The following is a 24,950-nucleotide window of genomic DNA, read 5'->3' as shown; positions in this document are numbered from 1 at the left end:
CGTCGGTCTGCTTGCTACGCCGGAATGGCATCAAAGCGCGTCACGAACTTGGTGTTGAGGTAGCCGTCGAAGGTCTCTTCGCCGCCCTCGCTCCCGTAGCCGCTATCGTTGATGCCGCCGAACGGGGTTTCCGGCAGTGCAAGGCCGAAGTGGTTGATGCTGACCATGCCGGCGGCAAGGGCGCGGGAGGTGTGCTGTGCCTGGCTGCTCGACCCGGTGAAGACGTAGGAGGCTAGGCCGAAGGGCAGGCTGTTGGCGCGACGAATGACCTCTTCGAAATCGCCAAACGGGGTCACTGCCGCGATCGGGCCAAAGGGCTCCTCGTTCATCAGCTGCAACGCATCGGTGCCACCGGCCACCACCGTTGGCGCGTAGAAGAAGCCGGCGTTGCCGATGCGGTGGCCGCCCGTCACGATGTCGGCCCCCTCGTCGCGTGCATCTTGCACAAAGGCTTCCATGGCGGTCACGCGTCTGGCGTGGCAAAGGGGTCCCATCTGTACCCCTTGTTCGAAGCCTCCGCCCACCTTGGTCTGCCCGACCTTTTCTGCAAATCGCGAAAGGAAGCGGTCGTGAGCCCTGGCCTGCACATAGAAGCGCGTGGGCGAAACACAGACTTGACCCGCATTGCGCACCTTCTGCGCGGCAAGTGCATCGGCCGCGGCATGGATGTCCGCATCGTCAAAGACGATCACAGGTGCATGGCCGCCGAGTTCCATGGTCGTGCGCTTCATGTGCTTACCGGCGAGGCTTGCAAGCAGCTTGCCGACCTCGACCGAGCCGGTAAACGAGATCTTCTTGACTTCGGGCGCCGCCAGCAGCGTTTCGGAGATGTGCGCGGACTGTCCCCAGACGATATTGAGGCAGCCATCCGGCAACCCGGCTTCCTGCATCAGACGGCCGATCGCGATCGTCGATGACGGTGACTCCGCCGGCCCCTTGAGGATGACGGTGCAACCGCTCGCCAACGCGGCAACGACCTTGCGCAACGCCTGACTGAAGGGGAAATTCCAGGGCGTGAACGCAACGCAAACGCCAACCGGTTCGCGCAGAACGAGCTGCTGCACGCGCGGGTCGCGAGACGGAATGACGCGGCCATAGATGCGCCGGGCCTCCTCCGCGTGCCAATCGGCGTGATCGGCGGCGAACCGGATCTCGCCGATCGCCTCGGCAAGCGGTTTGCCCTGGTCACGCGTCATGCTGCTGCCGATCTGCTCCGCGTGGCTGCGTGCAAGGTCCGCAAAGCGGCGGAGGATCTGGCCACGCTCAAGCGCGGAGCGATCCTTCCATGCCTCAAAGGCCCGTTGCGAGGAAGCGACCGCCTGCGCCAGATCCTCGTCGGTCGCATGCGGCAGATGGCCGATGACCTGACCGGTTGCGGGGTCGACCACGTCGCCACATTTGGCGGCGTCGTAGATCCACTGCCCCCCGATCAGCATACCGAGGCGTTCGTAGGCGAATGATGTGTTTTCGGATGTCATGTCCGTCCTGCCTTACGCAACATAGCCCTGTGTGCGGGCCCAAGCGAGCGTATCATCGAGCGCCAACCCCATGCGGGTCATGAGATCGTCTACCTGCTCTTCGGTGATGATCATGGCCGGGCAAAGGCTGACCATATCGCCCAGGCCGCGGGTCAGAACGCCGCGACTGGTGGCGAATTTTCCAGCGTGATTAGCGACCTGCCAGGCCGGTGGGAAGTTCTCCTTGGTCGCCTTGTTTCGCACGAATTCCAGGCCGGCGACGAGGCCGACGCCCCGCGCCTCGCCGATCAGCGGGTGCTCGCCCAGCTTGCGGATGCTTTCCTGGAAACGCGGCGTGATCGAGCGAACGTGGGAAACGATGTCGATTTCCTCGTAGATTGACAGCGCCTCGAGAGCGACCGCCGCGGCGACGGGATGGCCGCCGTAGGTGAAGCCATGGGAGAAGGAGCCGATCTTGCGGCTCTGCTCGACCAGAACATTGGCGATCTTCTCGTTGATCATCAGGGCCGAGATCGGCATGTAGGCGGCCGACAGCTGCTTGGCGCAGCTGATCATGTCAGGCCTGATGCCGTAGGTCTGCGAGCCGAACATATTGCCGGTACGGCCGAAACCGCAGATGACTTCATCGGCCACGAGAAGGATGTCGTACTTCTGCAGAACCGCCTGGATCTTCTCGAAGTAGGTCTTTGGCGGCGTGATGACCCCACCCGATACCATGACGGGTTCGGCGAAGAAGGCAGCGATCGTATCGGGACCTTCCTCAAGGATCAGGGCCTCGAGGTTCTTGGCCATACGCGTAGAGAAATCCTCTTCCGTCTCCCCCTCCTCGGCGAAGCGCCAGTAATGAGGGCAATCCGTGTGCCGGATGTTGGCAATCGGCAGGTCGAAGTCCCGGTGATTGAACGGCAGCCCCGTCAGGCTGGCCGTCGCGACTGTCACACCATGATAGGCCTTGCGGCGTGAAATGATCTTTTTCTTGGCCGGGCGCCCGAGCGCATTGTTGTAGTACCAGACCAGCTTGATCGCGGTGTCATTGGCCTCGGAACCGGAGCCCGCGAAGAACACCTTCGACATGGGCACCGGCGCGATGGAGAGCAGTTTCTCCGCCAACCGAATGCCAGGTTCCGTCGATTTGTGCGCGAACGAATGATAGAACGGCATGGCCTTCAACTGTCGCGTCGCGGCCTCGACAAGTCGGGGTTCGCTGAAGCCGAGACCTGCGCAGAACAGGCCAGCCAAGCCTTCGATATAGTGTTTTCCCTCGTCGTCGGTCACGTAGATGCCGTCACCGCCAGTAATCACATGCGGCCCCACCTCCTGATGTACCGCAAGATTGGTGTAGGGATGGACAAGCGTTTGCTTGTCGAGTGCGTGGAGGGAATTCGGACGTTCGTTCATGGCAGGCTCCATCTGCATTGCGCAGGCATATTGCAAAGGTTGGGCAATCGGTTTCAGGCGATCAGGTGCACATCGTCCTTGCGCCAGGTGACATGGCATTCGGACGCGCCATCAAGCTTGCGGGCATCAACGCCAGGCACGCGCATGCGGATTGCCTGTGTGCCGAGCTTCCCAATCACGAGAAGGTTGTCGCCGTAGTTGATGGTCGTTTCGATCTTCATCGGCTGACGTTCCGGCTGTGCGGCATCGGCGATGCGGATCATTTCGGGCCGCAGCAGGAGATCGGCCCTGCTGTTGCGCTCGGCGTCGCTGGCATGCGTCTCGACGATACCGACGGCGGTTTCAAAACGCCCGTCCCCAAGCGAAGCAGCAGGAATGATGTTGCTGTCGCCGATGAACGAGGCGACGAAGCGTGTCGTCGGCGCGAAATAGATCTCGTTGGGTGAACCGACCTGCTCGATGCGGCCCTGGTTGAACACCGCGATCCGGTCCGACATCGTCATCGCCTCGGTCTGATCATGGGTGACGTAGACCATCGTAACACCGAGGTCGCGGTGGATACGCTTCAGTTCCACCTGCATGTGTTCGCGCAGCGCCTTGTCGAGCGCCCCCAGCGGTTCATCGAGAAGAATGACGTCAGGTTCGAAGACCAGCGCACGTGCAAGCGCCACGCGCTGTTGCTGTCCGCCCGAGAGCTCGGCCGGTACGCGCTTCTCGTAGCCCTGCAGATTGACCTTCGCCAGCGCTTCGCGGGCACGGCGCTCTTTTTCCTGCTTGGCCACACCTCGCATGCGCAAAGGAAAGGCGACGTTGTCGGCGATGGTCATGTGCGGAAACAGGGCATAGTTCTGGAAGACCATACCGATGTTGCGCTTGTGCGGCGGCAGGTTGTCGATCGTCAGGTCGCCGAGGCGGATTTCGCCGCTGGTGGGATGCTGGAAACCTGCAATCATCATCAGCGTCGTCGTCTTTCCCGAGCCGGACGGCCCGAGAAACGAGATGAATTCGCCAGCCTTGATATCAAGCGATACGTTGTCTGCCGCCAGATGCTTGCGATCATATGTCTTGGTGACATTACGAAGCGTGAGGGAACGGGCATTCATGGCTTTACTCCTCAATCAGGATGCCGCTGCGGCGGGTTGAGTGGCCCCATTTCCTTGGGATTGATCAGCCGCACGGGTTCGGCGGCGGATCAACTGCGGTGCAAGCCAGACACAGATGCCGGCAAGAACCAGAAGGAAGAGGAAGGAAGAGGCAGCAGAGATCGTCGGATCTGCCTCCTGGCGAACGGCATTGAACATCTGGCGCGGCAAGGTCGCCTTGTCCCGTCCCGAGATGAACAGCGAAATGACGGCTTCGTCGAAGGACGCAATGAAGGCAAAAAGGCCGGCGACCGTGAAGGCAGGCCGCAGGATCGGGAAGGTGATTAGGCGGAACGTCGTGAACGGTGATGCACCGAGGTTCATTGCCGCCCGCTCGACCGAACGATCAAAACCCTTCAACGCTGCGGTCAGGATCAGCGTAGACATCGGCATGGCGATGCAACTGTGCGCCAGGATCACGCCGAGATAGCTCTGAACGAGCCGGAGCTGACCGAAGTAGATGTAGTAGCCGAGCGCCATGACGATGGTCGGCACGATCATCGGCAACATGATCAGAAGGTTGAACAGCGCGCGACCGGCGAAAATATGCCTGACAAGTGCAAAGGACGCGGGCACGGAAAACAACATCGTCACACAGACGGTTCCAAGCCCGATCACGAGGCTGTTCGTGAGCGGCTGCGTCCAGTTGGGATCCGAGAAGAAGTTGACGTAGTTCGCCAGCGTGTAGCCAGGTGGCGGAAACGTTAGTGACGCCGCGGAGCTGAAGGACATCGGAATAACGATGAACATCGGTGCAGCCACGAAGACGGCGATGAGAAGAGCGAGGGCGCGGATCCACGGGTTCATCGGTCAGCTCCCGCCCAAAGCCGTTCAAGGCCGAAGAAACGATTGTAGACGGCATAGATGATCAGCGTCAGTGCCAGCAGCACGATGGAGATTGCCGAACCGAGCCCGAAGTCCAGTGTCTGTTCGATCTGGTCGCCGATCACGCCTGCGATCATCTGGTCTCTTGGGCTACCGAGAAGCACTGGCATGACGTAGAAACCGAGACAGGAAATGAAGACGAGGGTGCAGCCATTGACGATGCCGGGCGCGCTGAGCGGCAGATACACCGTCAAGAATGCCCGAAGAGGATGGGCGCCGAGACTTTCGGCAGCCCTGACGTAGAGCGGATCGATCCGCTTCATCACCGCATAGAGCGACATCGTCATGAACGGGATCAGCGCATGCGTCATGGCAAGCGTGGCGCTGAAGGTCGTGTAGAGAAGCTTTGGTGCCGGGCTCCAGCCAAGCCACGCCAGCAATGCCGTGACCGGTCCGTGATTGCCGAGGATCACCATCCAGGCATAGGTGCGCACGAGGTAGCTCGTCCAGAACGACAATGCGATCACGGTCAGCAGAAAAGTGGCAAAACGCTTGCTGCCATTGGCCGCCGCGTAGGCCATCGGATAGGCCAGCAGAAGGCTGAAAAGTGTGACCACGAACGCCGTCTTGAAGGTCTGGAAAAGGACCGACGCAAAGAGCGTGGAGTGCAGCAATTTGGCGAAATTCTGCAATCCCGGCAGCGGCTGAGAAATGCTCATCCAACCCACATAAGCGAGCGGCACGAGGAAGAAGGCCGTGAGGAAGATCGCCGCCGGCGCCGCCAATGGAATTGGCCCCTGCGTCAAGGCCGAGGATGCCCGGAGTTTCATGATACTGCTCCTTTCCCTCGCTGTAAGGTTCTGGATTGAATGGTTCGATCTGGCGCGCCGGCTTTCGGCGAACGGCTGCAGATCGTTCCAGGGTAAGGGCTTCCGGCCCCGGCACTCGCCGGGACCGGAAGCGTGTTATCAGATGCCGACCCAGCTTTCGAAGCGGGTGGTCAGGTCATCGAGCTGTGGCAGCAATTTTGCACCATCGAGCATGACCGCGCGAGCAAGATGCTCTGGATAGGTCGGCATCGTTTTTGCGATGTCGGCCGGAATGAAGTCGAACGACTTCGGATTCATCGGGCCATTGCTGTCGGCGATGCAGAACTGCGCCAATCCTTCGGCATTCTGGCCGATATGGTTGATCAGCTTGAAGCCGTTTTCGGCATGCGGGCTGTCCTTGGCGACAATCCAGCATCCCTGGTCAATCACCGCCTGGTCCCAGACCACCTCGATCGGATCCTTGGACGCCTTCTTCGCGCCGAGCGCGTCGCTGTCCCAAAGGGCGGCGAGATCGACTTCGCCGTCCGCCAGGATCTGCCGCGCCTGCGGTCCTGCCGTCCACCAGACACGAACGTCCGGCTTGATCTTGTCGAGCGACGCGAAAGCGCGATCGAGGTCATAGGGGAAAAGCTTGTCGGCCGGTACACCGTCTGCAAGTAGTGCGATCGCCAGAACGCGCGCGGCATGGCGCTGCAGACTGCGATTGCCCGGGAATTTCGCCGTATCGAAGAAGTCTGCCCAGTTCTTCGGGCCACCACTTGGGAATTTCGACGCGTTATAAGCTAGCTGCGTGGCAAAGCCATGCGTTGCAAGGCCGTTTTCGTAGACCGCGCCCTTCCAGAGCTTTGCCGGATCAACACGCCCCTTGAACGATTCCAACAGACCGGCGGCATTGGCGCGAGCAACGTCGGCCACACCGAGCGTCGTCACATCGAACTCGTAGACACCCGTGGTCTTCTGAGCCGAGAGCTTGGCGAAGGAAATCGGCGAGACCGTGCGGATCTCGATGCCGGTGTCTTTGGTGAATGGGTCGAAGAGGAACTTCTTGACCGCGGCTTCCCAGTCGCCGCCCCATGTGTTGACATAGAGCACATTGTCTTCTGCGGCTGCTGCGCGCCGTCCGAACGGAGATGCCAGCATCGCCGCTCCGAAAAGGCCTGCTCCCAATACAGCACGCCGGGAAACCGGTAGAGCTGATGCTATCTTGAACTCATCCATTCGTCTTTCTCCTTAACTCGAACGGTCGGTTGCTTTGCTATTCCCGTGGCGGCTCTTCGTATCGAAGGCGCCATTCTTGTTGTTGGATTCCGGCGTTTTGCCGTATCGATCACTCGGGCCTGAACACTTCGGAATAAAGCCGAAGCCAGTTGCCCCGGAGGATCTTGTTGGCCTCTTCCTGATTGAAGCCGACGCGCAGCAGCGCTGGCGCCACTTCCTTGAGATTGTCCGGCTTCAGAAGCCATTCCGGCTTGGCGACCGCGCCGGGTCTTGCCGCGGATCCCGCACCATACTGGACCGAGCGGGTCCAGCGGCCCTTGCGCATCCAGTCATAGTCGCGTGCCGTGTGATTGTGGGAAATGTCGGTGCCGATGCCGACGTGATCGATGCCTGCGAGGTCGACGGTACGGGCAACCATCTCGCACCAGCCATCGACCGTGGCGCAGGCGGCATCCGGCGTGATGTTTCGATAAGCCACGCAACCGATCACGCCGCCGCGTTCGGCAAGCGCCTTGATGACGCGATCGGACTTGTTGCGCTTGTGCTCGAACAGTGAGGCCGCATTGGCGTGGGTAATGGCAACCGGTTTCTCTGACCACTCGATGGCGTCGAGCGTTGTCTTGTCGCCGACATGCGAGAGATCGACGAGCATGCCGACACGGTTCATTTCGCGCACTACGTCCCGCCCAAAGCGGGCAAGACCGCTGTCATTGTCCTCGTAGCACGACCCGCCCAGTTCGTTCTGATTGTTATAGGTCAACTGAACGACGCGGACGCCGAGTTCAGCGAAGAACTCGATAAAGGCGATGCGATCGTCGAACAGATTGGAATTCTGATAGCCGAGAACGACGGCCAGCTTGCCTTCCCTTTCTGCGCGTTCGATATCGGGCGCGGTCTTGGCAATCAGGATCAGGTCGGCATTTTCGCGTTCCATATCACGCCAGCGGGCGAGCGAGTCGAGCGACTCGATCGCACCTTCCCAGAACCCCAGCGTCGGCGTGACGGCGCTGTAACCGCCGCGCTTCAGGGCCTCAAAGGATTCGCGGTTGAAATGGCCGCATTGAAGAGCATCGATGATCATGGCTGTTCCACTCAATGTTTGGAAGTCGAGGCGACGGCTTTTGGCGCGTCGGCCAGCAGCAGGGAAAAGTCTGTCTCGTCCTCGTCCTGGCGTCCGATGACCTTGCCGTCAGCCTCGACGATGATCGGGCCGGCATGGCGACGCGACAGGTAGGAATCAGGCGCCAGCGCGTCGGCCGAGCGGTGGAAGAGTGCCCACCACGTTGCCGCGTCGACGCCCAGGCCGCTTTCCCTGATGCGATCTAGGATCGCGATCTCGGAGGGATCGGCCGCCGGCAACACCTTGATGGTGGCGGAACCGCCGGCGCCATCCGCCGAAACGATCGCCTTCAGGCCAAAACGCTGCGCGAGGGCCTCGACAACTTTTAATTCGCCGCTTTCGATCTGGTTGCGGACGGTAACGACGCCCTCGCCTGCGCTGCGCAGCCTCTCGGTCGCGATGTCGAGTGCAGCCAGGGCGACGATCCAGGCGTGCTGTCCACCGCCGTCGACGACCACCCCTTCGGCGCTGTCGATGATGGTGACCGCATGTGGGTCCGCTCTGCTCAACAGTTCCAGATTGGCATCCAGGCGTGAAAAGCCGCCAAGGCCGAGCGCGGCGGAATAGACAGCGCAGTCTCGCAGCGACGGCACAAGACCGGCTTCAGCGCGCGCGACCTGAACAAGGCGCTCGAAGACCATACGCATTTCGCGGAGGCTGACCGTCAAGGTCGAAGGGAGGTTGGATTGGCACGAATTCATAGGCTTGGCTCCGCTGGGTAGAACCACAGGTCGTCGGCGGTTCCTGAGGCGATGTCTTCCGGGAGGGGAGCGCCGTGGAACATGACACCGCGCAAATTGCGGTCGAGGAAGTCACGGGTCTTGTCGATGCCGTGAATGCCGACATTGAGAAGACGAGTGATATGAGCAGGCGTAAACGCGCCGCTCATGATGTCGGCGTGCGGTGAATGCAGGCCGGTGCCGGCAAGCGCCTGCACGCGGGTGACAATGGCACGATGTTGCGGATGGGCGAGCAGGAAGCGCGCCGTGCTCAGCCCCGGTTCGGCCGCGGCAAGATCCCGATCGAGTGCGACGACCAGCCTTGGCAGATCGAGACCAAGATTGACGACATCTTCACCAACCTCGGCGGCCGGGCCTCGACGAGGTTCCTCAGCCGTGACCGACTTGTACCAGACATAGCGATCAGCGGCGGCGATCTCGAGGTCAAGCTTGAAGGCCCAGGCGTAGTCGTTCCTGAGAATTTCGCGCAGGCGACTGACCGGCATTTCGGGCCGACCCGTCAGCTCTTCGTCAATCACCAGATCTTCGACGAGAGCATCGGCTTCCTCCGCTACGAGTTCGATCAGCAGCGAGTGCAGCGTTTCCATCGCTTCGGCATGAACGCGGTCGGTGAGTGAGGCTGCCAGCTCGGCAAACGGCTCGCTTTCAAAGCGGCTACCGGCTTGCCAACGCTCGAGCAGTCTGGCGACCGCCGCGCGGATGACCTGCAGTTCTTCGGCGAGAACATCGGATCGGGTGACATTTTCGTAGACCGCGCGGTCCTGCGCGCGGAAGCGAATTGCCTTGTCGACCAGACCGAGCAGTTTCTCGATTTCGGTGCCGCCCTCGTCCGGTGTCACCGCCTTGGCGCGTGCAATTGCCTCTTCTCTGACGAAGAGCCAGCGTTCGATCAGACGAGGATGATTATTGACGAACAACATCAGGCCGAGCGCGGAGCCGTTTCCGACACCCAGAAAGCGACGGAGTTCCTTGGCCATATCCGGCGCCTGCGGTGAACCCAGCCGCGCCAGATGTTGAAGAAGATCCTGCGCGAAGACGCGCATCATATAGGCGCAGAGCATTTGCGCGGCCAGCGACCAGCGCAGGGGGTGATCGCCTTCGTAAGCGAGAAACGACTTGGTGCCAAAGGTACCGTTGCCGTCGAGGCCGGTATTGCGCATCAGGTAGCAGGTCTGGGCAAGTTCGGACACATTAGGCTGCTGTCTGGCCTTCAAGGCCTGCCGCGCACTTTCGAAGAAGCGGCCACTGCGGTTGGAGCGGCACCAGATCAGCGTGCCTGGGGTCGCGCGTCCCTCGTAGAGCTTCGGCAACTCGACACGCGTTGTCTCGAAATCCTGCTGGCTCATATTCCCTTCGACGAGCGCACCCATCATATCCCAGGAACGGCCGATGATGCGGCCGGTGCGGCCATGCGGAGACGGTTCGAAAGAATAGACCGGGAAGCTGAAGCGCCAGGAACCGATCTCGATGCGATACTCGGCGACACCATTGCCCTTCTCGTCGATGTCGAAGCGCTTGCAGAGAATCTGCCAACGTTGACGCACTGCCCGGCTCATCAACGCCCGCGACGCGCTAATGCGCGAGGGCTGGATGGCGGCGAGCCGATCGGGTTGCATCATCTCGCCGGGGGATCGCATCAGCCGCGCAATGCGGTGCACGTCCGATTCCGGAGCGGGTTTCTTCAGGGCTGTCATCCTATTGCTCTCCTCGCATACGCCCGGAGCTCGCTGCCGCTGCCGCGACGACGATGTGAGCGCACTTGTCAGTATCAAAACCTGTGAATGGACCGGAAAGCGCGAGCGCACCGACGCACTCGCCTTGGGCGTCCAGAAGCGGCGCGGCCACTGCCGAGACCGTCCGGGGGCCTTCGACTTCCGAAATGGCGTAGCCGTTTGCCCGCACCTGGGCCATGACCTCATCGCTCGGCAGATCAACGCCCTGAGCCTTCAGTCTTTCGATGATTTCCGGTCGTGCAAAGGACACGAGCACACGCCCGAATGCCGTCCGGTCGAGCCGGAGGTGAGCGCCGACCTTCAGGTCTGCCCTCAGCACGCCGCGCGACTCGACACGACGCACGATGACTGCGTCCTTGCCGTCGAGGACCGCGAGCGACGCGGTTTCGCCGCTCTGCGTGACCATTTCCTCGAGCACGCCAGAAAAGCGCGCCCCGAGATTGGATTGTTCGAGGGCGGCCGCGGCATGGCTGACCACACGGAGCGTCAGACGATAACGGCCGTCCGGCGTCTGTTCGACCCAGCCTGCCTCGACCAGCGTCACGAGCCGCTGATGCGCTGCGCCGCGCGCTTCGCCCAGCTGGCGGGCGACGTCGGCGAGACGCAATGGCTCTGGCGCTGCAGCCACGCAATCAAACGCAGCCAACGTTTTCAGAACTGATGAAAGAGGACGTACCGCCATTTTCTGATCGTTCCCGTGTTTTTCCAGTTGTCAAACATTAGAAGACAACGTATATTTACGTTGGACTCGCAATTGGCATCTGTCAACTCGGTTTTTCCGAGGCTGGCGGAAAATATGCGCGCGCCAAATCGACCGTGTGAGACGGTTCGACCGCGCCGTGCGAGGAAACTTTTTAAAAACAGCGACCTAGATGGTCCGTGGCAACGTTCGTCCCGATGAGGTCAGCGAAGTGCGCGGCTGTGGGCTAAGGAGAAACCGGACTGTGAAGCCGGCTATTCAACCGCCTTTCACCCCCGTTTCGATGCGGGACCGAGCGAGCACCTAAATGGAAAAGCAGCCGACAGCGGCGGCAAAGAGATCGCCAGGGCGCGCGAAAATGGTGCGGCTCCCGAGGCCCCAAAAGCGAGTGGGCCGCCTCGGTTTCGAGACAGCCCACCAATATCACAACAATCGAGGCAACCAGCTCAGGCGGCCTGAACGGTCGCATCAAGCGGTATTTCGACGTCGATCTCGAGGATCGACATATGTTCATCACGATCCATCTTCACGCGGACCCGGTCGCTGTCGACCTGCACGTGCTTGGAAATGACGGCCAGGATTTCCTCGCGCAGGACGGAGATAAGATCCGAGCCTGCCGACGAACGTTCGTGAGCCAACAGAACCTGCAGACGCTCGCGTGCCGCTGGTGCGGTGCGTTGCTTGCCGAAAAACTGAAAAATATTCATGCGGCCCTCCGTCCGAAGATCTTGCCGAAAATGCCGCGCTTTTCGCCAGGGATCGTGATCGGGAGAGTCTCGCCGGTCAGCCTGCGGGCGGCATCGAAATAAGCCATGGCGGGCGCGCTGCGGCTATCTGCCAAGGTAACGGGTGCGCCGATGTTTGAGGCGCGCAGCACATCCATGCTCTCCGGAATAATGCCGATAAGTGGGATGGACAGGATATCGAGGACATCGTCGACCTTGAGCATATCGCCGCGCTCTGCGCGGGTCGCGTCGTAGCGGGTCAGCAGGAGATGCTTTTCGATCCGCTCTCCACGCTCGGCCTTGGCCGTCTTGGAGTCCAGCAGGCCAATGATGCGGTCCGAATCGCGCACCGAGGACACTTCCGGATTGGTGACGACGACGGCGATGTCGGCGTGCCGCATAGCCAAGGTGGCGCCGCGCTCGATGCCGGCAGGGCTGTCGCAGATGATCCAGTCGAAGTGCCGCTTCAGGTCGTTGATAACACGTTCGACACCCTCTGCCGTCAGGTTGTCCTTGTCGCGGGTTTGCGAGGCCGGCAGCAGGAACAACGTTTCCAGCCGCTTATCACGGATGAGTGCCTGGGAGAGCTTGGCATCACCCTGAATGACATTGATCAGGTCGTAGACGACCCTACGCTCTGCGCCCATCACGAGGTCGAGGTTGCGCAACCCGACGTCGAAATCGACGACGACGACCTTTTCGTTGCGCTGCGCCAGGGCCGCTCCGAGTGCGGCCGTCGAGGTGGTCTTGCCAACCCCGCCCTTGCCTGACGTGACTACAATCACTTTCCCCATCTTGCTCTCCTATGCCCTAGCCGGCCGCCGGCCTAGATAAGTTTCTCTGCCATGATCGCATCATCTTCGAGCCAGAGCTGGACCGCCTGGCCGCGAAGATTAGGTGTCATGTCGTCTGCCATTTTGTAGATGCCGTCGATCGCCACGAGTTCAGCCTCGAGCTTCCGGCAAAAGATCCGCGCGGACGCATTGCCGATCGATCCGGCCATCGCTCGTCCTCGCAAGGTTCCGTAAATATGGATCGAGCCGCCGGCGATGATCTCCGCACCCGAGGCAACGGAGCCGACGACCGTTACGTCGCCTTCCGGGAAGATCACCGATTGGCCCGAGCGCACCGGCTCTCTCAAAACGATGGACTGCGTCGTCGATGGTTGCACAGGTGCTCGCACATCAGTCGACGACGGGCGCTCTTGCGGCTCGACAGTCGCTTCCTTCTCCGCGATCGCCGTGTCGGCAACCGGGCGACCACCCTTGAGCGACGGCGGCATGCCTGGCCCCAGCAGCGAAGGCCGTCCGCCCTCGATACCCATGATGCTGACATTGCGCGCAGCAAGCTCCGCAATCAGGTCCTTCAGCTGAGCCCGGTCGATCGGCAGATCGCTCACATCGAGCACAACGGGACGCCCGAGGAAAAAGCCGGCCGAACGCGCCGCAAGGTCGTCGAGTCGAACCAGCCAGTCATCGAATGGCAGGTCCGGCGATAACATGACCGCGAGGAAAGAGCGGCCCTTGATACGGATCGAGCGAGCGTCTGTTAGCACTTTGGTCATCTATGTTAAGAAATCGTTGATCCTGTTTATCGTCCAGGATGGTTAACAAAAGGTTAACGCGACAGGTTTCGGGCGATCACGAACCGTGTGTTCCGAAATTAAAAAGTGGGTGTTTCAGCAATGAATTTGCTACGCCGTCATGCCGGTAAGAAGGGCGGTCGAAATAGTCCCGGCAACTCATAGGCGGTTGAAAACGCTACTTATATGGCCGATCTTACCACGCCGAGATTTGGCCAAGACGCTAGGGATGCTGGATGAGGTACAGCCTTCAGTGGGCACTAAAGGCTGCATGTCAGGTGGAGTCGCCTGATATCAGGCTTGCGCCTTATGCAGACGGTTGTAGGCGCCGTCGCGTGCCACAAGGTCGTGATGCGTTCCTTGCTCAACGATACCATTGGCGTCGATCACGACGATACGATCGGCGCTGCGGATGGTTGCCAGGCGGTGCGCGATGATCAGCGTCGTGCGGCCCTTGGCCAGTTCCGCTAGCGACTTCTGGATCGCCCGCTCGGTTTCGGTGTCCAGCGCCGATGTCGCCTCGTCGAGAATCAAAATCGGCGGGTTCTTGAGGAACATCCTGGCGATCGCCAGTCTCTGCTTCTGGCCTCCCGACAGCTTGACGCCGCGCTCGCCAATGACCGTGTCCAAGCCATCCGGCAAGGCTGCGATCATTTCGTCGAGCTTGGCGCGCTCGGCGGCCGCAACGATGTCGGCCTCCGGGGCGCCCAGGCGGCCGTAGGCGATATTCTCCCGGATGGTGCCGGCAAACAGGAAGACATCCTGCTGTACGATGCCGATCTGGCGTCGCAAGGACGACAGCGTCATATTGCGGATGTCGATGCCATCGACCGAAATCGTTCCACCGGTGACCTCATAGAAGCGCGGCAGCAGGGAACAGATCGTCGTCTTGCCAGCCCCCGATGGCCCGACGAACGCGACCGTTTCGCCGGCACGGATCGTCAAGTCGACCCTGTCGAGCACGGTCCTTCCATCCGTGTAGCCGAACGACACGGCATCATAGGTTATTTGTCCGTTGAGATGCTCGACGGTGATCGCTTCTGCGGCGTCCGAGATATCCGGCTCGGTATCGAGCAATTCGGTAAAGCGGCGGAAGCCCGCGATGCCCTTCGGATATGATTCAATGACGGAATTGATCTTCTCGACCGGTCGGAAGAACACTGCAACAAGAAGCAGGAAACCGATGAAGCCGCCTGCCGTGAGTTCTCCAGCGAGCACAAAATAGCTCCCCGCGATCATCACGACCATCTGCGTCAGGCGCATGGCCATATAGCTCAGCGACGTGCTGGCGGCCATGATACGGTAAGCCTCGAGTTTCGTTCGGCGATAATTCTGATTATCCGTCTCGAAGAGACCGCGCTCGTGATCCTCATTGGCGAAAGCCTGCACCACGCGGACACCACCCACGCTCTCCTCGATCCGGACGTTGAAGTCGCCGACGCGCCCGAACAGGGTGCGAGCGTTCCGGCTCATCCTGGCGCCGTAACGGCTGGTGAGCCACGCCGTCAACGGAACGATCGCCGCCGTGATCAAGGCAAGCTGCCAGTTGACGGTGAGCATCAGGACGAGAGCCCCGGCAAACGTCATGGCGGCAATGAAGAGGTCTTCCGGACCATGGTGGGCGACCTCCCCGATCTCCTCAAGGTCCTTGGTCAATCGCCCGACGAGATGTCCGGTCTTCTGGTTGTCGTAGTAGCTGAACGAAAGCTTCTGCAGATGGTCGAAAGCCGCGCGGCGCATGTCCGCTTCGATATTGATGCCGAGCATGTGGCCCCAATAGGTAACGACCGCCATCAGACCGGTGTTGATGGCATAAACCGTAATCAGGCCGGCCGAAGCCAGGAGAATAAGCAGCCAGTCGTGGCTCAACAGCAGGCGGTCGACGAACAGCTTCACCGCCATCGGGAAGCCAAGCTCCAGCAGGCCGGAGACTATGGCGCAGCCGAAGTCGAGGATGAACAAGCCCCGGTATGGGCGATAATAAGCAAAAAAGCGGCTGAGCATTCGACCTTACTTCATTGTCGCTTGAAAAGCGTCCCGATGCGGGCTCCGAAAAATATGATGCGAGTTCTCATATTTCTCCCCGAAAGCCAACAGGGAAAGTTGGTCGATACCCCTTTGAAGCGAACACGCTGGCGTTACCGGCGCGACAGGTCGTGTCTCCGCACGCTGATCGCCAGGAACGACGTCAGACTGCTATCAACACCACCGCCTCAATACCAGGCGCCCGGTCCGGGACCCCAATGGTAGGATTCATACTCGGACAGTGAGCGTTCGGCGTCTCCACGTCGATCGCTAGACTTGATTTCCGGTAATAGCGAGAACCAGCGCACGAAGCGGGCTTTCACGGCATGAACGAAATTGGCTGTCATGCTGACCTCCTTTTTTTTCAAAACACGTTGTCGCGCTGCGTCACCCGATTAGCGAATGGCGCCGGGCATTGGCCAGCAGCTTGTCCGGTGAGGCAAAGGTTCCGAAAAGCATGAGAAGACGGTTCTCCTCCCTCTTGTCGAGGCGATATCGCCGGGCGAAATCGAAGACGCTCCAGAGTTCCTCGGATAGGGATGGATGCTCAACCTTGGCCATGCCTGCCTCCTGTGCCTGAGGGTGGAAAGAGGCCCAAGTATTCCCTACAAAAATAGCAGACTAAAGAAAGGCTCGTCTCTGTTTGCTCGGCGTTATGGAAAAACCATCCATGAGGATCGCCGCGTACGTCCTTTACGGTGCGCACATCTCAAGCCCGGCGATCGGGTTTTTCGCAGCCCCGCACACCCGTACGCGCTGCCAAGCGCTCGCAACTCATGTGGGCGGGTCCATCCAGATTGTGTTTCGAGCATATACGTCTGTCGCGGCTGGCAAGAAGGAAATTTCCTGCCTCGAATCGTCGTCTTGAACCGGGCATCGTGGGGCAAATGGAACCCGGAGAGACCCTATGAATGCGCCTTTGCACGAACTGACACCTGACCGCGTGGCCACGAATTTGCTTGAAAACGAACAGCAGGTGATCACTGCCGCACAGGAGCTCGCAGCGCGATTTGCAGTCTCGGCCTCCCGGCGCGATAGCGATAGATTGCTGCCCTTCGAAGAGCTGGATCAACTGGCTCGGTCCGGGCTTCTGGCAATAACGGTGCCTTCGCAATATGGCGGGCTCGATGTGTCGAATGCCGTCCTGGCAGAGGTGACGGCGATCCTTTCCGAGGCAGATAGCTCGATCGGGCAAATTCCGCAGAACCATTTCTATATCTTGGAAGCCCTACGCACTGATGGCAGCGAAGAACAGAAGCGTTATTTCTTCGGCAGGGCGCTGGCCGGCGATCGCTTCGGCAACGCACTCTCCGAGCGCGGCACCAAGACGGTCGGTCACTACAACACGCGGATCACGCCGGACGGACCGGGCTACCGCATCAACGGCCAGAAATACTACTCGACCGGCGTGATCTTCGCCCACTGGATCACGATCTTCGCCGTCGATGCCGAGGACCGGTTGGTCATGGCTTTTGTGCCGAAGGGAACCGAAGGCGTCGAGATCGTCGATGACTGGGACGGTTTCGGCCAACGCACGACCGGCAGCGGAACGACCGTGCTGAACAACGTCTACGTCAGGGCCGATTCCGTCGTCCTCCACCACAAGGGCTTCGAACGGCCGACCACGATCGGTTCGGTCGGGCAGATCATTCATGCCGGTGTCGATCTGGGTATCGCCCGGGCGGCTTTTGCTGAAACGCTTGACTTCATACGCACGAAATCCCGGCCCTGGACGAACAGCGGCGTCGAACGCGCATCCGACGATCCGCTGACGATCGCCAAGGTTGGCGATATCGCCATCAAGCTCGAGGCCGCAACAGCCCTGGTCGAGCGTGCCGGTCGCAAGGTCGATGCGGCGCAGATCGACGCGACCGAGGAGAAGGTTGTCGAGGCGACGCTATCCGTGGCCGCAGCCAAGGTACTGACGACGGAAATCGCCATTGAAGCGTCGAACACACTTTTCGACCTGGCCGGTACATCCTCGGTCAAGCTCGGGTTAAATCTCGACCGGCACTGGCGAAACGCCCGCACTCACACCTTGCACGATCCGGTGCGCTGGAAGCACCATGTGGTGGGCAATTACCACCTGAACGGCGTGGCGCCGCCGAAAAGCGGCGCGCTCTAGGCTGTATTCGCCTAACGAAAAACCCCATTCCCGGCAGCGGGAATGGGGTTTTCTTTGTCGCGAGGAAAGGCCGACATCAGCTGTAGAGACTGACCTCGGGAATCTTGCCATTCAGCACGAACTCGCCAACTTCCTTGGCCTTGTAGAACACGGGATCGTGGAGCGTGTGAGTGCGGACATTGCGCCAGAAACGATCGAAGCGGTAGGCGTCTGCCGTCGAACGCGCACCCGTCAGTTCGAAGACGCGTGAGGTGATATCAAGCGAGACGTTGGTGGTATGCACCTTGGCGGCGTAGGCTTCCGCCGCCGCTTCCCCACGTTCGCGCGCGGTTACGGCATGTCCCTTGGCGAGAGCCGCCTGGACTGCCGCCGCGGCATTGTCTGCCAATGCGGCAGAGGCCTTGAGAGCGGCAGTGAACTCTCCAGCCCGCTCCAGGATATAGGGATCATCGGCGGCGCGTGCGACGCCCGATGTGATCCACGGCCGCGTTGTCGTGCGCACATAGTCGATGGCGGCCCGCAAAGCACCTTCGGCCGTTCCGAGATAAAAATTGACGAAGACGAGCTGGATAAAGGGCGTGTTGAATGTCGACAGCACCGGCGGCGCGACGTCGGGCGCCGCCGGCACGCCCACAAAATCCTCCTTGTTGACTGGGAAATCGCGGAACTCGACGCTGCCGCTATCAGACAGGCGCTGCCCGAAATTATCCCAATCATCATTGGCGATGTAACCCGGCCGGTCGGTTGGGACCGCAAAGCCGACGATCTTGTCACCCAACGCCGCATTGGCATTGATGTAATCCGACACATGCGCGGCGGTCGAGAACGACTTTCGACCGTTCAGAACGTAGCCGTTGCCGCGCTTCGTCAGGGCTAGGCCGGGATCGCGCGGATTGACCGCCGCACCCCAGTAGAGGTTCTTGGCAACGGTCTCCGCACCGAGCGCATTGGCGCGCGCGGCATCGAGCGCCCAGTAGACATACTGGCTGTTCACGAAGTGGTAGCCGAGCAGCTGCCCGATCGAGCTTTCGCCGCGCGCGAGAATGCGCACCAGCCGCAGACCGTCGACCCAATCGAGCCCCGCCCCGCCGATCTGCGGCGGATGCAGCGCATTGAGCAACCCGGCATTCTTGAGCTTGACGATCTCGCTCAGCGGCGGGCGCCCTTCGCGGTCAAGCGCGGCGGCGCGCTTTGAAAGATCAGTCGAAATTTCTTGCGCGCGCGCGAAGATTTGTTCTCGCGTTGTGCTGCGGTTGGTCGCGAAAACGACATTGGACTGGCTCATGGATGAGACCTCCGGTTCTATCAAAAAGATCCGGCGGGAGCCGTACGGCACCCGCCGGAAGATCGAGGCAGGCGGCTTAGAAAAGCTTGTCCGGAATCCAGCTCGCGGTCGCCGCATCGCTGGTGCTGAAGGCCGGGATTTTCTGCGCCAGGTCTTCGATCGTCTTGACACCGGCGGCGCGCAGGCTTTCCTGCGTGAGCAGCGTCGGCTTTACGGTGATCTGATGAGGAATTTCCTGCCCGGCAATCTGAAGGGCTGCGGCGCGCACCGATACAGCGCCAACAACAGCAGGGTTGGTCGCGACCGTTGCGACCCACGGGCTTCCCTCCTCGGTAATTTCCTGGATGTCGGCAGTCGACACATCCGCCGAATAGATCTTGAGCTTGTTCGAAATGCCGAGATCGTTGGCTGCAAGCTTCACGCCGCGCGCGAACTCATCATAAGGCGCGAAGACGACGCTGATATCTGGGTTGGCCGTCAGCGCAGCCTTGGCCTGGTCGGCAGTCGACGTTGCGGTCGTGTCGCTGACATTGCCGAAATGAGCCTTTTCAACAACGCCCGCATTATCCGACTTGAACTTTTCCCAGACCTCGTTGCGACGGTCGAGCGGCGCGAAGCCGGCAACGTAGACGTAGCCGGCGTTAAAGCTCTTGCCGTTTTCCTTGACGGCCTGCTCAAGCGCCAGGCGAGCCAGCTCATGATCGCTCTGTTCCACCTGCGGAACCTTGGGATTGTTCAGATTGACGTCGAAGGCAACGACCTTGATGCCCTTGTCCAGCGCCTGCTGCACCACGTCGCCAAGCGATTCCGGCAGGCCATGATCGATCACGATGCCAGAGACGCCGAGGTTGATCGCCTGGAGGATCTGCTCGCGCTGCTGGGCTGCGTCCTGTCGTCCCGGGAAGACGCGCAGGTCTATATCGAGTGCCTTTGCCTGCGCTTCCGCGCCCGCTTGGTAGGCCTGGAAGAAATCGCCCGCGGAAATATAGCTGATCAGCGCCAGCTTCACGTCTCCCTTGTCGAAAGGAGTCGGCGCGCCGGCGATGCCTGCGGCAGAGGCCGCTTGCGAGAACAGGAGAGGAATGACGGCGGTAGATAAAGCGAGCCGTACAAGGGATTTCATCGTCGCGATCCTTCTGATCAATCGGAAGCGCCGTCTGATGGGCTGAGTGGTTCCCGGCGACGCGTGAATTTATTAGATATAATCTCTATGTTTTTAGTAGATTAAATGATGCGATTTTACGATCGCGAGGAGATTCTTTGTTCCCGGCGCTGTCCATCGACGGGAAAGCCTTGCTGGAGCTTAGCGGGCTGACCGAGGCAGTATTCGGGCTCCGAAGCAGACCGGAACAGCTTTTGATGCCGCTTCTCAATGTCGAAAATATAACCCGCAATTTCGGGTCCACCCGCGCACTTGCGGGTGCCAGTCTAACGATCGAACGAGGCGAGATCGTCGCGTTGATGGGCGCCAACGGCGCTGGCAAATCGACGTTGGTCAAGATTCTCTCAGGCGTCGTTTCCGCGGATGGCGGCACAGTCCATCTGAATGGCCAGCCATTTGCGCCACACAGCCCTTCGCAAGCGGCAAAGGCCGGCGTCGTCACCGTTCACCAATCGACCGATCTGGTCGGTGCCCCGGGCCTGACGGTCGCCGACGCCCTGCTCCTCAACCGCTTTGCCGAACGAAGCACGCCCTTCTTCCTGTCACGCGCCAGCGTTCGCCGCGAGGCAAAAACACTACTGGACGCCGCAGGTTTCTCCTTGCCGCTCGACCGTGACTTCGGCGATCTCGCCGCCGCGGACCGGCAGTTGGTTGCGATTGCCCGCGCAGTGGCCAACAAGGCCGAGCTGTTGATCCTGGACGAGCCGACCGCGAGCCTTTCAGGCGAGGAGAGCCGTCGGCTTTTCGACATCCTCCTGCGCCTGCGCGCTCAGGGTCTCGCGATCCTCTACATTTCCCACCGCACCGCCGACCTGCAAGCCATTGCCGACCGTGCACTTGTGATGCGTGGTGGCCAGGTCGTTGGCAGCTTTGCGCGCCCGATCGACTTCGCAAGTGCGATCGAGACGATGATCGGGCGCCGACTGGAAGCGGCGCGGGCGGATACCCGCGCTACGACAGGCTCCGTCATCTTCGAGATGCGCAATGCGCAGCTGCTTGCCGCGAGCGAGCCCTTCGATCTGAGCCTCCATGAGGGCGAAGTCGTCGCCGTGACCGGTGTCCTCGGCGCCGGCAAGAGCCGGCTCCTATCCGCTATCTTCGGTGTGACCCGGCTTGCCGGCGGGCATATGTCTCTCGATGGCAACCCGTACCGTCCGGCGTCCCCGTCGGACGCAATCGCCGCCGGTGTCGCCATGGCGGCGGAGGACCGGCACCGCTCCTCGCTGATGCCCGCCGGGTGGCCGGGCAATTCGCTGGCGGCCACCATCAGCCTGCCGCATCTCGCCAAGTGGTATCCGAACGGTTTCCTGTTCGGCCGTCGCGAGCAGCACGAGGCCAAAGAGGCCATTACCCGCCTTGGAATCAAGGCGGGCGGCCCCCTTGCCTCGGTCTGGACCCTCTCCGGCGGCAATCAGCAGAAGGCGGTGATCGCCCGCTGGGAGGCGGAGCCAAGCCGGCTGCTGCTCCTCGACGAACCCTTTCAGGGTGTCGACATTGGCGCCCGACGCGACATCATTCAGGCAATCCGCGCTCGCACGGATCGCGTCACCCTCATTGCGACATCCGATCCGGAGGAGGCCTACGAGGTCGCCGACCGCATTCTGGTCATCGACGGCCACACGCTGCGGCCGGTGGCCGGAGGCGCCTCTTCCCTTTCCGCCATTCAGGAACTTTCCGCATGACGACCATCGACGACGACCTCCTTGCAAAGCCAGGCGTAACGAAACCGGCCACCGCTGCCGACAGCCGCATGGTCGCACTCGGTGGCTTCCTGCGCGCCGGCGCAGTCTTCATCCTTCTCGGCCTGATGCTGGTCGGCTTCACGCTCGCACAGCCGGCCTTCATCAATATCGGCAACCTGATGAGCATCCTGCAGGCGGTATCAGTGGTCGCCATTCTCGGCGCCGGCGTGACCGTCACGCTCGCCGTCGGCGGCTTCGACCTGTCGATCGGCGCTGTTGCCGCATCGAGCGTGATGGCGGCAAGCTACGCAATGATCGTCTGGCATCTCGATGCCTTCGCCACCGTGCCGCTGGTCCTTGCATTCGGCGCCCTCATCGGTCTGGTCAACGCCTATCTCATCGTCCGCCTTCGCGTGCCGGATCTGCTCGCGACGTTGGCCATGATGTTCCTGCTATCCGGGCTGCAGCTTATCCCGACGGCCGGCCGCTCGATCTCCGCCGGCCTTGTGTTGCCCGACGGCTCCAAGGCAACCGGAGCCTACGATCCGGCCTTCCTGTTGATCGGCCGATACAGCATTTTCGGCGTTCTGCCGATATCGGTCGTACTGATGGCCGCTGTTGCAATCGTCCTCTTCGTCCTAACCGAGCGCACCCGCATCGGCCGGCTGCTCTTTGCCACCGGCGGCAACGAAGTGGCGACCCGGCTTGCCGGCGCCTCGACGACGCGGTTGAAGACGCTCGCCTACGTCATATCTGGAACGCTTGCCGCATTGGGCGGAATCGTCATCGCCGCCCGTGTCGGTCGCGGCGATGTATCCTCAGGCGGCTCGCTGCTGATGGACGCCGTCGCTGCGGCGCTCATCGGCTTCGCCGTGCTCAACCTCCGCCGTCCGAACGTACTCGGCACGATCGCGGGCGCTGTTTTCGTCGGCGTACTCCTGAACGGCCTGACCATGCTCAATGCCCCCTATTACACCCAGGACTTCGTCAAGGGCGCCGTGCTCGTCGGCGCGCTCGCCCTGACCTATGGCCTCGGCCGCAGCAATCCCTGAATACAAGGAAGAAGAACATGACCCGCGAAATCAGACTGAACGCCTTCGACATGAATTGCGTCGGACACCAGTCCCCGGGCCTCTGGCGCCATCCGCGCGACAAGTCGTGGACCTACAAGGATCTCGACTACTGGGTCCATCTGGCGAAGACGCTGGAGCGCGGCAAGTTCGATGGCCTGTTTATTGCCGACGTACTCGGCGTCTACGACGTGTTGAACGGCAATGTCGATGCGGCACTGCGCCATTCGGCGCAGGTGCCCGTCAACGATCCGTTGCAGCTCATTCCGACCATGGCTTACGAAACCGAACATCTGGGCTTCGGGCTAACCGCTTCTCTTTCCTTCGAGCATCCCTACACCTTCGCCCGCCGCCTTTCGACGCTCGATCACCTAACAAAAGGGCGGGTTGGCTGGAACATCGTCACCTCCTATCTGAACAGTGGCGCACTCAACATTGGCCAGCCGGCGCAGACCAACCATGACGACCGCTACGACCTTGCCGAGGAATATCTCGAAGTTTGCTACAAGCTCTGGGAAGGCAGCTGGGAAGACGACGCCGTGGTGCGCGACCGCCAGAAAGGCATCTTCACCCGTCCGGAGAAAGTGCATCCGATCCGCCATTCGGGCAAGCACTTCACCGTGCCGGGCATTCACCTGAGCGAGCCTTCGCCGCAGAGAACACCGGTGCTATATCAAGCCGGCGCCTCGAGCCGCGGCAAGGATTTTGCCGGCGCGCATGCCGAATGCATCTTTGTCGCTGCCCCCTCGAAACCTGTGTTGAAGCGATACGTCGCCAATGTTCGCCAGGCCGCAGAACGCCTCGGCCGCAACCCACGCGAAATTCTTGCCTTCAATTTGCAGACCGTGGTGCTCGGCGAGACCGACGCGGAGGCTCAACGCAAGTTCAACGAATACCGGCAGTATGCATCCTTCGAGGGCGCACTCACGCTGATATCCGGCTGGACCGGCATCGATTTCGGCCAGTTCGGGCCGGACGAGGTGCTTCGCCACCGCCACACCAACGCCGTACAATCAGCCGTGGAGACCTTCACGACCATTGATCCTAACAAGGAATGGACAGTGCGCGAGATGGCGGACTGGGTCGGCGTCGGCGGCTTTGGTCCTGTTTTCGTCGGCTCGCCCGCCACCGTCGCCGACCTCATGCAGGAATGGGTGGAGGATACCGATGTCGATGGCTTCAATCTCGCCTATGCCGTGACGCCGGAAAGTTTCGAGGATGCCGTTGATCTGCTGGTGCCTGAGCTGCAAAAGCGTGGCGTCTACAAGACGCAGTATCGACAGGGCACGTTGCGCGAAAAGCTGGGCGGCCAAGGTCCACGGCTGAGCGCACCGCATCCCGGCGCCGACTATCGCAATCTTCAGGCGACATACGCACAGTCCGCGGAATAGTACCGATGTGATCTGTTGGCATGACCGAACTCAGAACGCCGGACTATTCCCGAAACGGCGCCCTGCTGCGAGGGCTAGACGCTGACGAGCAGCAGGACATAGGCGATAACGGTCACCATCAACCCGCGGAAAGCCAGGGTGACGCAGCGATATTTGCCGCGGGCGATGGCGGCGAGAATGTCGGCATTCTCCAGGTATTGGCTGAACAGATATCCTGTATCACGCCGTGCCGCCGCCTGACGGAAATGATCGCGGTGCTTCGGCCAGGCGCCCCAGAAGAGCGACGTCGAGGAATTCACGTGTCGCGGAAGCACGACCATGATCGCGCACAGGATCGAGAAAACCGAGGCAATCGCCAGCATGCCGGAAAACAGGATTCCCTGTGGCGTCCCCTGTGCATAGCGCGCCCAGGTAAACACCTCACGCCCCTCGCTGGAGGTGATGAGAAAGGCAAGCATGAACGTGAAGATATAGGCGGCCTTCTGGTCGGATATCTTGATCTGATCGTAGAATATGTCGTTGACCTTCTTGATATGGTCAAAATACTCGCTGCCGACGCTTCCGGTCGAAGGATAGCTTTCTAACGAATCCGACGAATTTTCAAAATCACTCACGTCCTGCCCCCATATCCAAGTGTTACCCTGATATTACACTTGGCTAACAAAGCAAATACAACGCTTGGTCACACATTGACTTTCAAAACGGGCTGGCAAATGTTT

23 protein-coding genes are annotated in these 24,950 nt (G+C 60.8%); 4 read left to right on the top strand and 19 right to left on the bottom strand.

Annotated features, from left to right (window positions below; genetic code table 11):
• Window positions 1–14 precede the first annotated feature (14 nt).
• From QTL94_RS26745 to QTL94_RS26670, 16 genes are all read right to left on the bottom strand, one after another.
• Window positions 15–1,478: an NAD-dependent succinate-semialdehyde dehydrogenase gene (locus tag QTL94_RS26745; protein WP_289803642.1), complete on the bottom strand. Its 1,464-nt coding sequence runs from the start codon at window positions 1,476–1,478 to the stop codon at window positions 15–17.
• A gap of 12 nt (window positions 1,479–1,490) precedes the next feature.
• Window positions 1,491–2,876, bottom strand: coding sequence for an aspartate aminotransferase family protein (locus QTL94_RS26740; protein WP_289803641.1), 1,386 nt, complete (start codon window positions 2,874–2,876; stop codon window positions 1,491–1,493).
• 53 nt (window positions 2,877–2,929) lie between these two features.
• On the bottom strand, window positions 2,930–3,979 hold the full coding sequence (locus tag QTL94_RS26735; RefSeq protein ID WP_289803640.1) for an ABC transporter ATP-binding protein: 1,050 nt from the start codon (window positions 3,977–3,979) through the stop codon (window positions 2,930–2,932).
• 15 nt (window positions 3,980–3,994) lie between these two features.
• A complete protein-coding gene (locus QTL94_RS26730) occupies window positions 3,995–4,825 on the bottom strand; it encodes an ABC transporter permease (RefSeq protein ID WP_113522164.1) in 831 nt (276 codons plus the stop codon).
• Window positions 4,822–5,673 carry an ABC transporter permease gene (locus tag QTL94_RS26725; RefSeq protein ID WP_289803639.1) on the bottom strand — a complete coding sequence of 284 codons (852 nt, stop codon included), beginning with the start codon at window positions 5,671–5,673 and terminating at the stop codon, window positions 4,822–4,824. Before QTL94_RS26725 ends, QTL94_RS26730 begins: the two co-directional genes overlap by 4 nt.
• A gap of 138 nt (window positions 5,674–5,811) precedes the next feature.
• Window positions 5,812–6,891 (bottom strand): extracellular solute-binding protein, encoded by a 1,080-nt coding sequence (locus QTL94_RS26720; RefSeq protein ID WP_289803638.1) that lies wholly within the window; start codon window positions 6,889–6,891, stop codon window positions 5,812–5,814.
• Window positions 6,892–7,000: 109 nt separating this feature from the next.
• Window positions 7,001–7,972: a membrane dipeptidase gene (locus QTL94_RS26715; RefSeq protein WP_289803637.1), complete on the bottom strand. Its 972-nt coding sequence runs from the start codon at window positions 7,970–7,972 to the stop codon at window positions 7,001–7,003.
• Between the two features lie 11 nt (window positions 7,973–7,983).
• Window positions 7,984–8,712, bottom strand: coding sequence for a hypothetical protein (locus QTL94_RS26710; RefSeq protein WP_289803636.1), 729 nt, complete (start codon window positions 8,710–8,712; stop codon window positions 7,984–7,986).
• Entirely contained in the window at window positions 8,709–10,445 is a 1,737-nt protein-coding gene (locus QTL94_RS26705; protein WP_289803635.1) for a hypothetical protein, read from the bottom strand. The genes QTL94_RS26710 and QTL94_RS26705 overlap by 4 nt, the downstream gene beginning before the upstream one ends.
• 1 nt (window position 10,446) lies before the next feature.
• Complete coding sequence (locus QTL94_RS26700; protein WP_065693298.1) at window positions 10,447–11,166, bottom strand: IclR family transcriptional regulator; 720 nt, start codon at window positions 11,164–11,166, stop codon at window positions 10,447–10,449.
• A 464-nt stretch (window positions 11,167–11,630) separates the two neighbouring features.
• Entirely contained in the window at window positions 11,631–11,891 is a 261-nt protein-coding gene (gene minE / locus QTL94_RS26695; protein WP_065693299.1) for a cell division topological specificity factor MinE, read from the bottom strand.
• Window positions 11,888–12,703: a septum site-determining protein MinD gene (minD, locus tag QTL94_RS26690; RefSeq protein ID WP_065693300.1), complete on the bottom strand. Its 816-nt coding sequence runs from the start codon at window positions 12,701–12,703 to the stop codon at window positions 11,888–11,890. Before minD ends, minE begins: the two co-directional genes overlap by 4 nt.
• Before the next feature lie 32 nt (window positions 12,704–12,735).
• Window positions 12,736–13,473 (bottom strand): septum site-determining protein MinC, encoded by a 738-nt coding sequence (minC, locus tag QTL94_RS26685; RefSeq protein ID WP_289803634.1) that lies wholly within the window; start codon window positions 13,471–13,473, stop codon window positions 12,736–12,738.
• 312 nt (window positions 13,474–13,785) lie between these two features.
• Window positions 13,786–15,495 (bottom strand): ABC transporter ATP-binding protein, encoded by a 1,710-nt coding sequence (locus tag QTL94_RS26680; protein ID WP_289803633.1) that lies wholly within the window; start codon window positions 15,493–15,495, stop codon window positions 13,786–13,788.
• Between the two features lie 209 nt (window positions 15,496–15,704).
• Window positions 15,705–15,863: a hypothetical protein gene (locus QTL94_RS26675; protein ID WP_289803632.1), complete on the bottom strand. Its 159-nt coding sequence runs from the start codon at window positions 15,861–15,863 to the stop codon at window positions 15,705–15,707.
• A 40-nt stretch (window positions 15,864–15,903) separates the two neighbouring features.
• Entirely contained in the window at window positions 15,904–16,077 is a 174-nt protein-coding gene (locus tag QTL94_RS26670) for a hypothetical protein (RefSeq protein ID WP_289803631.1), read from the bottom strand.
• 346 nt (window positions 16,078–16,423) lie between these two features.
• Between QTL94_RS26670 and QTL94_RS26665 the strand changes: the two genes are divergently transcribed.
• On the top strand, window positions 16,424–17,641 hold the full coding sequence (locus QTL94_RS26665) for an SfnB family sulfur acquisition oxidoreductase (protein WP_289803630.1): 1,218 nt from the start codon (window positions 16,424–16,426) through the stop codon (window positions 17,639–17,641).
• A gap of 76 nt (window positions 17,642–17,717) precedes the next feature.
• Here QTL94_RS26665 and QTL94_RS26660 read toward each other — a convergent pair whose 3' ends face one another.
• Window positions 17,718–18,926 (bottom strand): acyl-CoA dehydrogenase family protein, encoded by a 1,209-nt coding sequence (locus QTL94_RS26660; protein WP_289803629.1) that lies wholly within the window; start codon window positions 18,924–18,926, stop codon window positions 17,718–17,720.
• A gap of 76 nt (window positions 18,927–19,002) precedes the next feature.
• On the bottom strand, window positions 19,003–20,049 hold the full coding sequence (locus QTL94_RS26655; protein ID WP_289803628.1) for a substrate-binding domain-containing protein: 1,047 nt from the start codon (window positions 20,047–20,049) through the stop codon (window positions 19,003–19,005).
• A gap of 236 nt (window positions 20,050–20,285) precedes the next feature.
• Between QTL94_RS26655 and QTL94_RS26650 the strand changes: the two genes are divergently transcribed.
• The 3 genes from QTL94_RS26650 to QTL94_RS26640 are packed head-to-tail and all read left to right on the top strand — an operon-like array spanning window position 20,286 to window position 24,231.
• On the top strand, window positions 20,286–21,770 hold the full coding sequence (locus tag QTL94_RS26650) for a sugar ABC transporter ATP-binding protein (RefSeq protein WP_289803627.1): 1,485 nt from the start codon (window positions 20,286–20,288) through the stop codon (window positions 21,768–21,770).
• Entirely contained in the window at window positions 21,767–22,822 is a 1,056-nt protein-coding gene (locus QTL94_RS26645) for an ABC transporter permease (protein ID WP_289803626.1), read from the top strand. The genes QTL94_RS26650 and QTL94_RS26645 overlap by 4 nt, the downstream gene beginning before the upstream one ends.
• Window positions 22,823–22,839: 17 nt before the next feature.
• On the top strand, window positions 22,840–24,231 hold the full coding sequence (locus QTL94_RS26640) for an LLM class flavin-dependent oxidoreductase (protein WP_289803625.1): 1,392 nt from the start codon (window positions 22,840–22,842) through the stop codon (window positions 24,229–24,231).
• A 74-nt stretch (window positions 24,232–24,305) separates the two neighbouring features.
• Here the strand turns inward: QTL94_RS26640 and QTL94_RS26635 are convergent, their stop codons facing one another.
• Window positions 24,306–24,845 carry a Pycsar system effector family protein gene (locus tag QTL94_RS26635; protein WP_065693310.1) on the bottom strand — a complete coding sequence of 180 codons (540 nt, stop codon included), beginning with the start codon at window positions 24,843–24,845 and terminating at the stop codon, window positions 24,306–24,308.
• Between the last annotated feature and the right edge of the window lie 105 nt (window positions 24,846–24,950).

The organism is Rhizobium sp. S96 (assembly GCF_030382195.1).
In the GTDB taxonomy this organism is placed as follows: domain Bacteria; phylum Pseudomonadota; class Alphaproteobacteria; order Rhizobiales; family Rhizobiaceae; genus Rhizobium.
Note: the sequence above shows the minus strand (reverse complement) of the source record. Positions and strands in the feature narration are given on the sequence as shown.

Coding starts and splice junctions, on each gene's coding strand:
- QTL94_RS26670 (WP_289803631.1), bottom strand. CDS start 16,077: ATGGCCAAGGTTGAGCATCCATCCCTATCCGAGGAACTCTGGAGCGTC.
- QTL94_RS26700 (WP_065693298.1), bottom strand. CDS start 11,166: ATGGCGGTACGTCCTCTTTCATCAGTTCTGAAAACGTTGGCTGCGTTT.
- QTL94_RS26645 (WP_289803626.1), top strand. CDS start 21,767: ATGACGACCATCGACGACGACCTCCTTGCAAAGCCAGGCGTAACGAAA.
- QTL94_RS26665 (WP_289803630.1), top strand. CDS start 16,424: ATGAATGCGCCTTTGCACGAACTGACACCTGACCGCGTGGCCACGAAT.
- QTL94_RS26720 (WP_289803638.1), bottom strand. CDS start 6,891: ATGGATGAGTTCAAGATAGCATCAGCTCTACCGGTTTCCCGGCGTGCT.
- QTL94_RS26680 (WP_289803633.1), bottom strand. CDS start 15,495: ATGCTCAGCCGCTTTTTTGCTTATTATCGCCCATACCGGGGCTTGTTC.
- QTL94_RS26655 (WP_289803628.1), bottom strand. CDS start 20,049: ATGAAATCCCTTGTACGGCTCGCTTTATCTACCGCCGTCATTCCTCTC.
- QTL94_RS26705 (WP_289803635.1), bottom strand. CDS start 10,445: ATGACAGCCCTGAAGAAACCCGCTCCGGAATCGGACGTGCACCGCATT.
- QTL94_RS26725 (WP_289803639.1), bottom strand. CDS start 5,673: ATGAAACTCCGGGCATCCTCGGCCTTGACGCAGGGGCCAATTCCATTG.
- QTL94_RS26650 (WP_289803627.1), top strand. CDS start 20,286: ATGCCGCTTCTCAATGTCGAAAATATAACCCGCAATTTCGGGTCCACC.
- QTL94_RS26745 (WP_289803642.1), bottom strand. CDS start 1,478: ATGACATCCGAAAACACATCATTCGCCTACGAACGCCTCGGTATGCTG.
- QTL94_RS26730 (WP_113522164.1), bottom strand. CDS start 4,825: ATGAACCCGTGGATCCGCGCCCTCGCTCTTCTCATCGCCGTCTTCGTG.
- minE (WP_065693299.1), bottom strand. CDS start 11,891: ATGAATATTTTTCAGTTTTTCGGCAAGCAACGCACCGCACCAGCGGCA.
- QTL94_RS26660 (WP_289803629.1), bottom strand. CDS start 18,926: ATGAGCCAGTCCAATGTCGTTTTCGCGACCAACCGCAGCACAACGCGA.
- QTL94_RS26740 (WP_289803641.1), bottom strand. CDS start 2,876: ATGAACGAACGTCCGAATTCCCTCCACGCACTCGACAAGCAAACGCTT.
- minC (WP_289803634.1), bottom strand. CDS start 13,473: ATGACCAAAGTGCTAACAGACGCTCGCTCGATCCGTATCAAGGGCCGC.
- QTL94_RS26735 (WP_289803640.1), bottom strand. CDS start 3,979: ATGAATGCCCGTTCCCTCACGCTTCGTAATGTCACCAAGACATATGAT.
- QTL94_RS26710 (WP_289803636.1), bottom strand. CDS start 8,712: ATGAATTCGTGCCAATCCAACCTCCCTTCGACCTTGACGGTCAGCCTC.
- minD (WP_065693300.1), bottom strand. CDS start 12,703: ATGGGGAAAGTGATTGTAGTCACGTCAGGCAAGGGCGGGGTTGGCAAG.
- QTL94_RS26640 (WP_289803625.1), top strand. CDS start 22,840: ATGACCCGCGAAATCAGACTGAACGCCTTCGACATGAATTGCGTCGGA.
- QTL94_RS26675 (WP_289803632.1), bottom strand. CDS start 15,863: ATGACAGCCAATTTCGTTCATGCCGTGAAAGCCCGCTTCGTGCGCTGG.
- QTL94_RS26715 (WP_289803637.1), bottom strand. CDS start 7,972: ATGATCATCGATGCTCTTCAATGCGGCCATTTCAACCGCGAATCCTTT.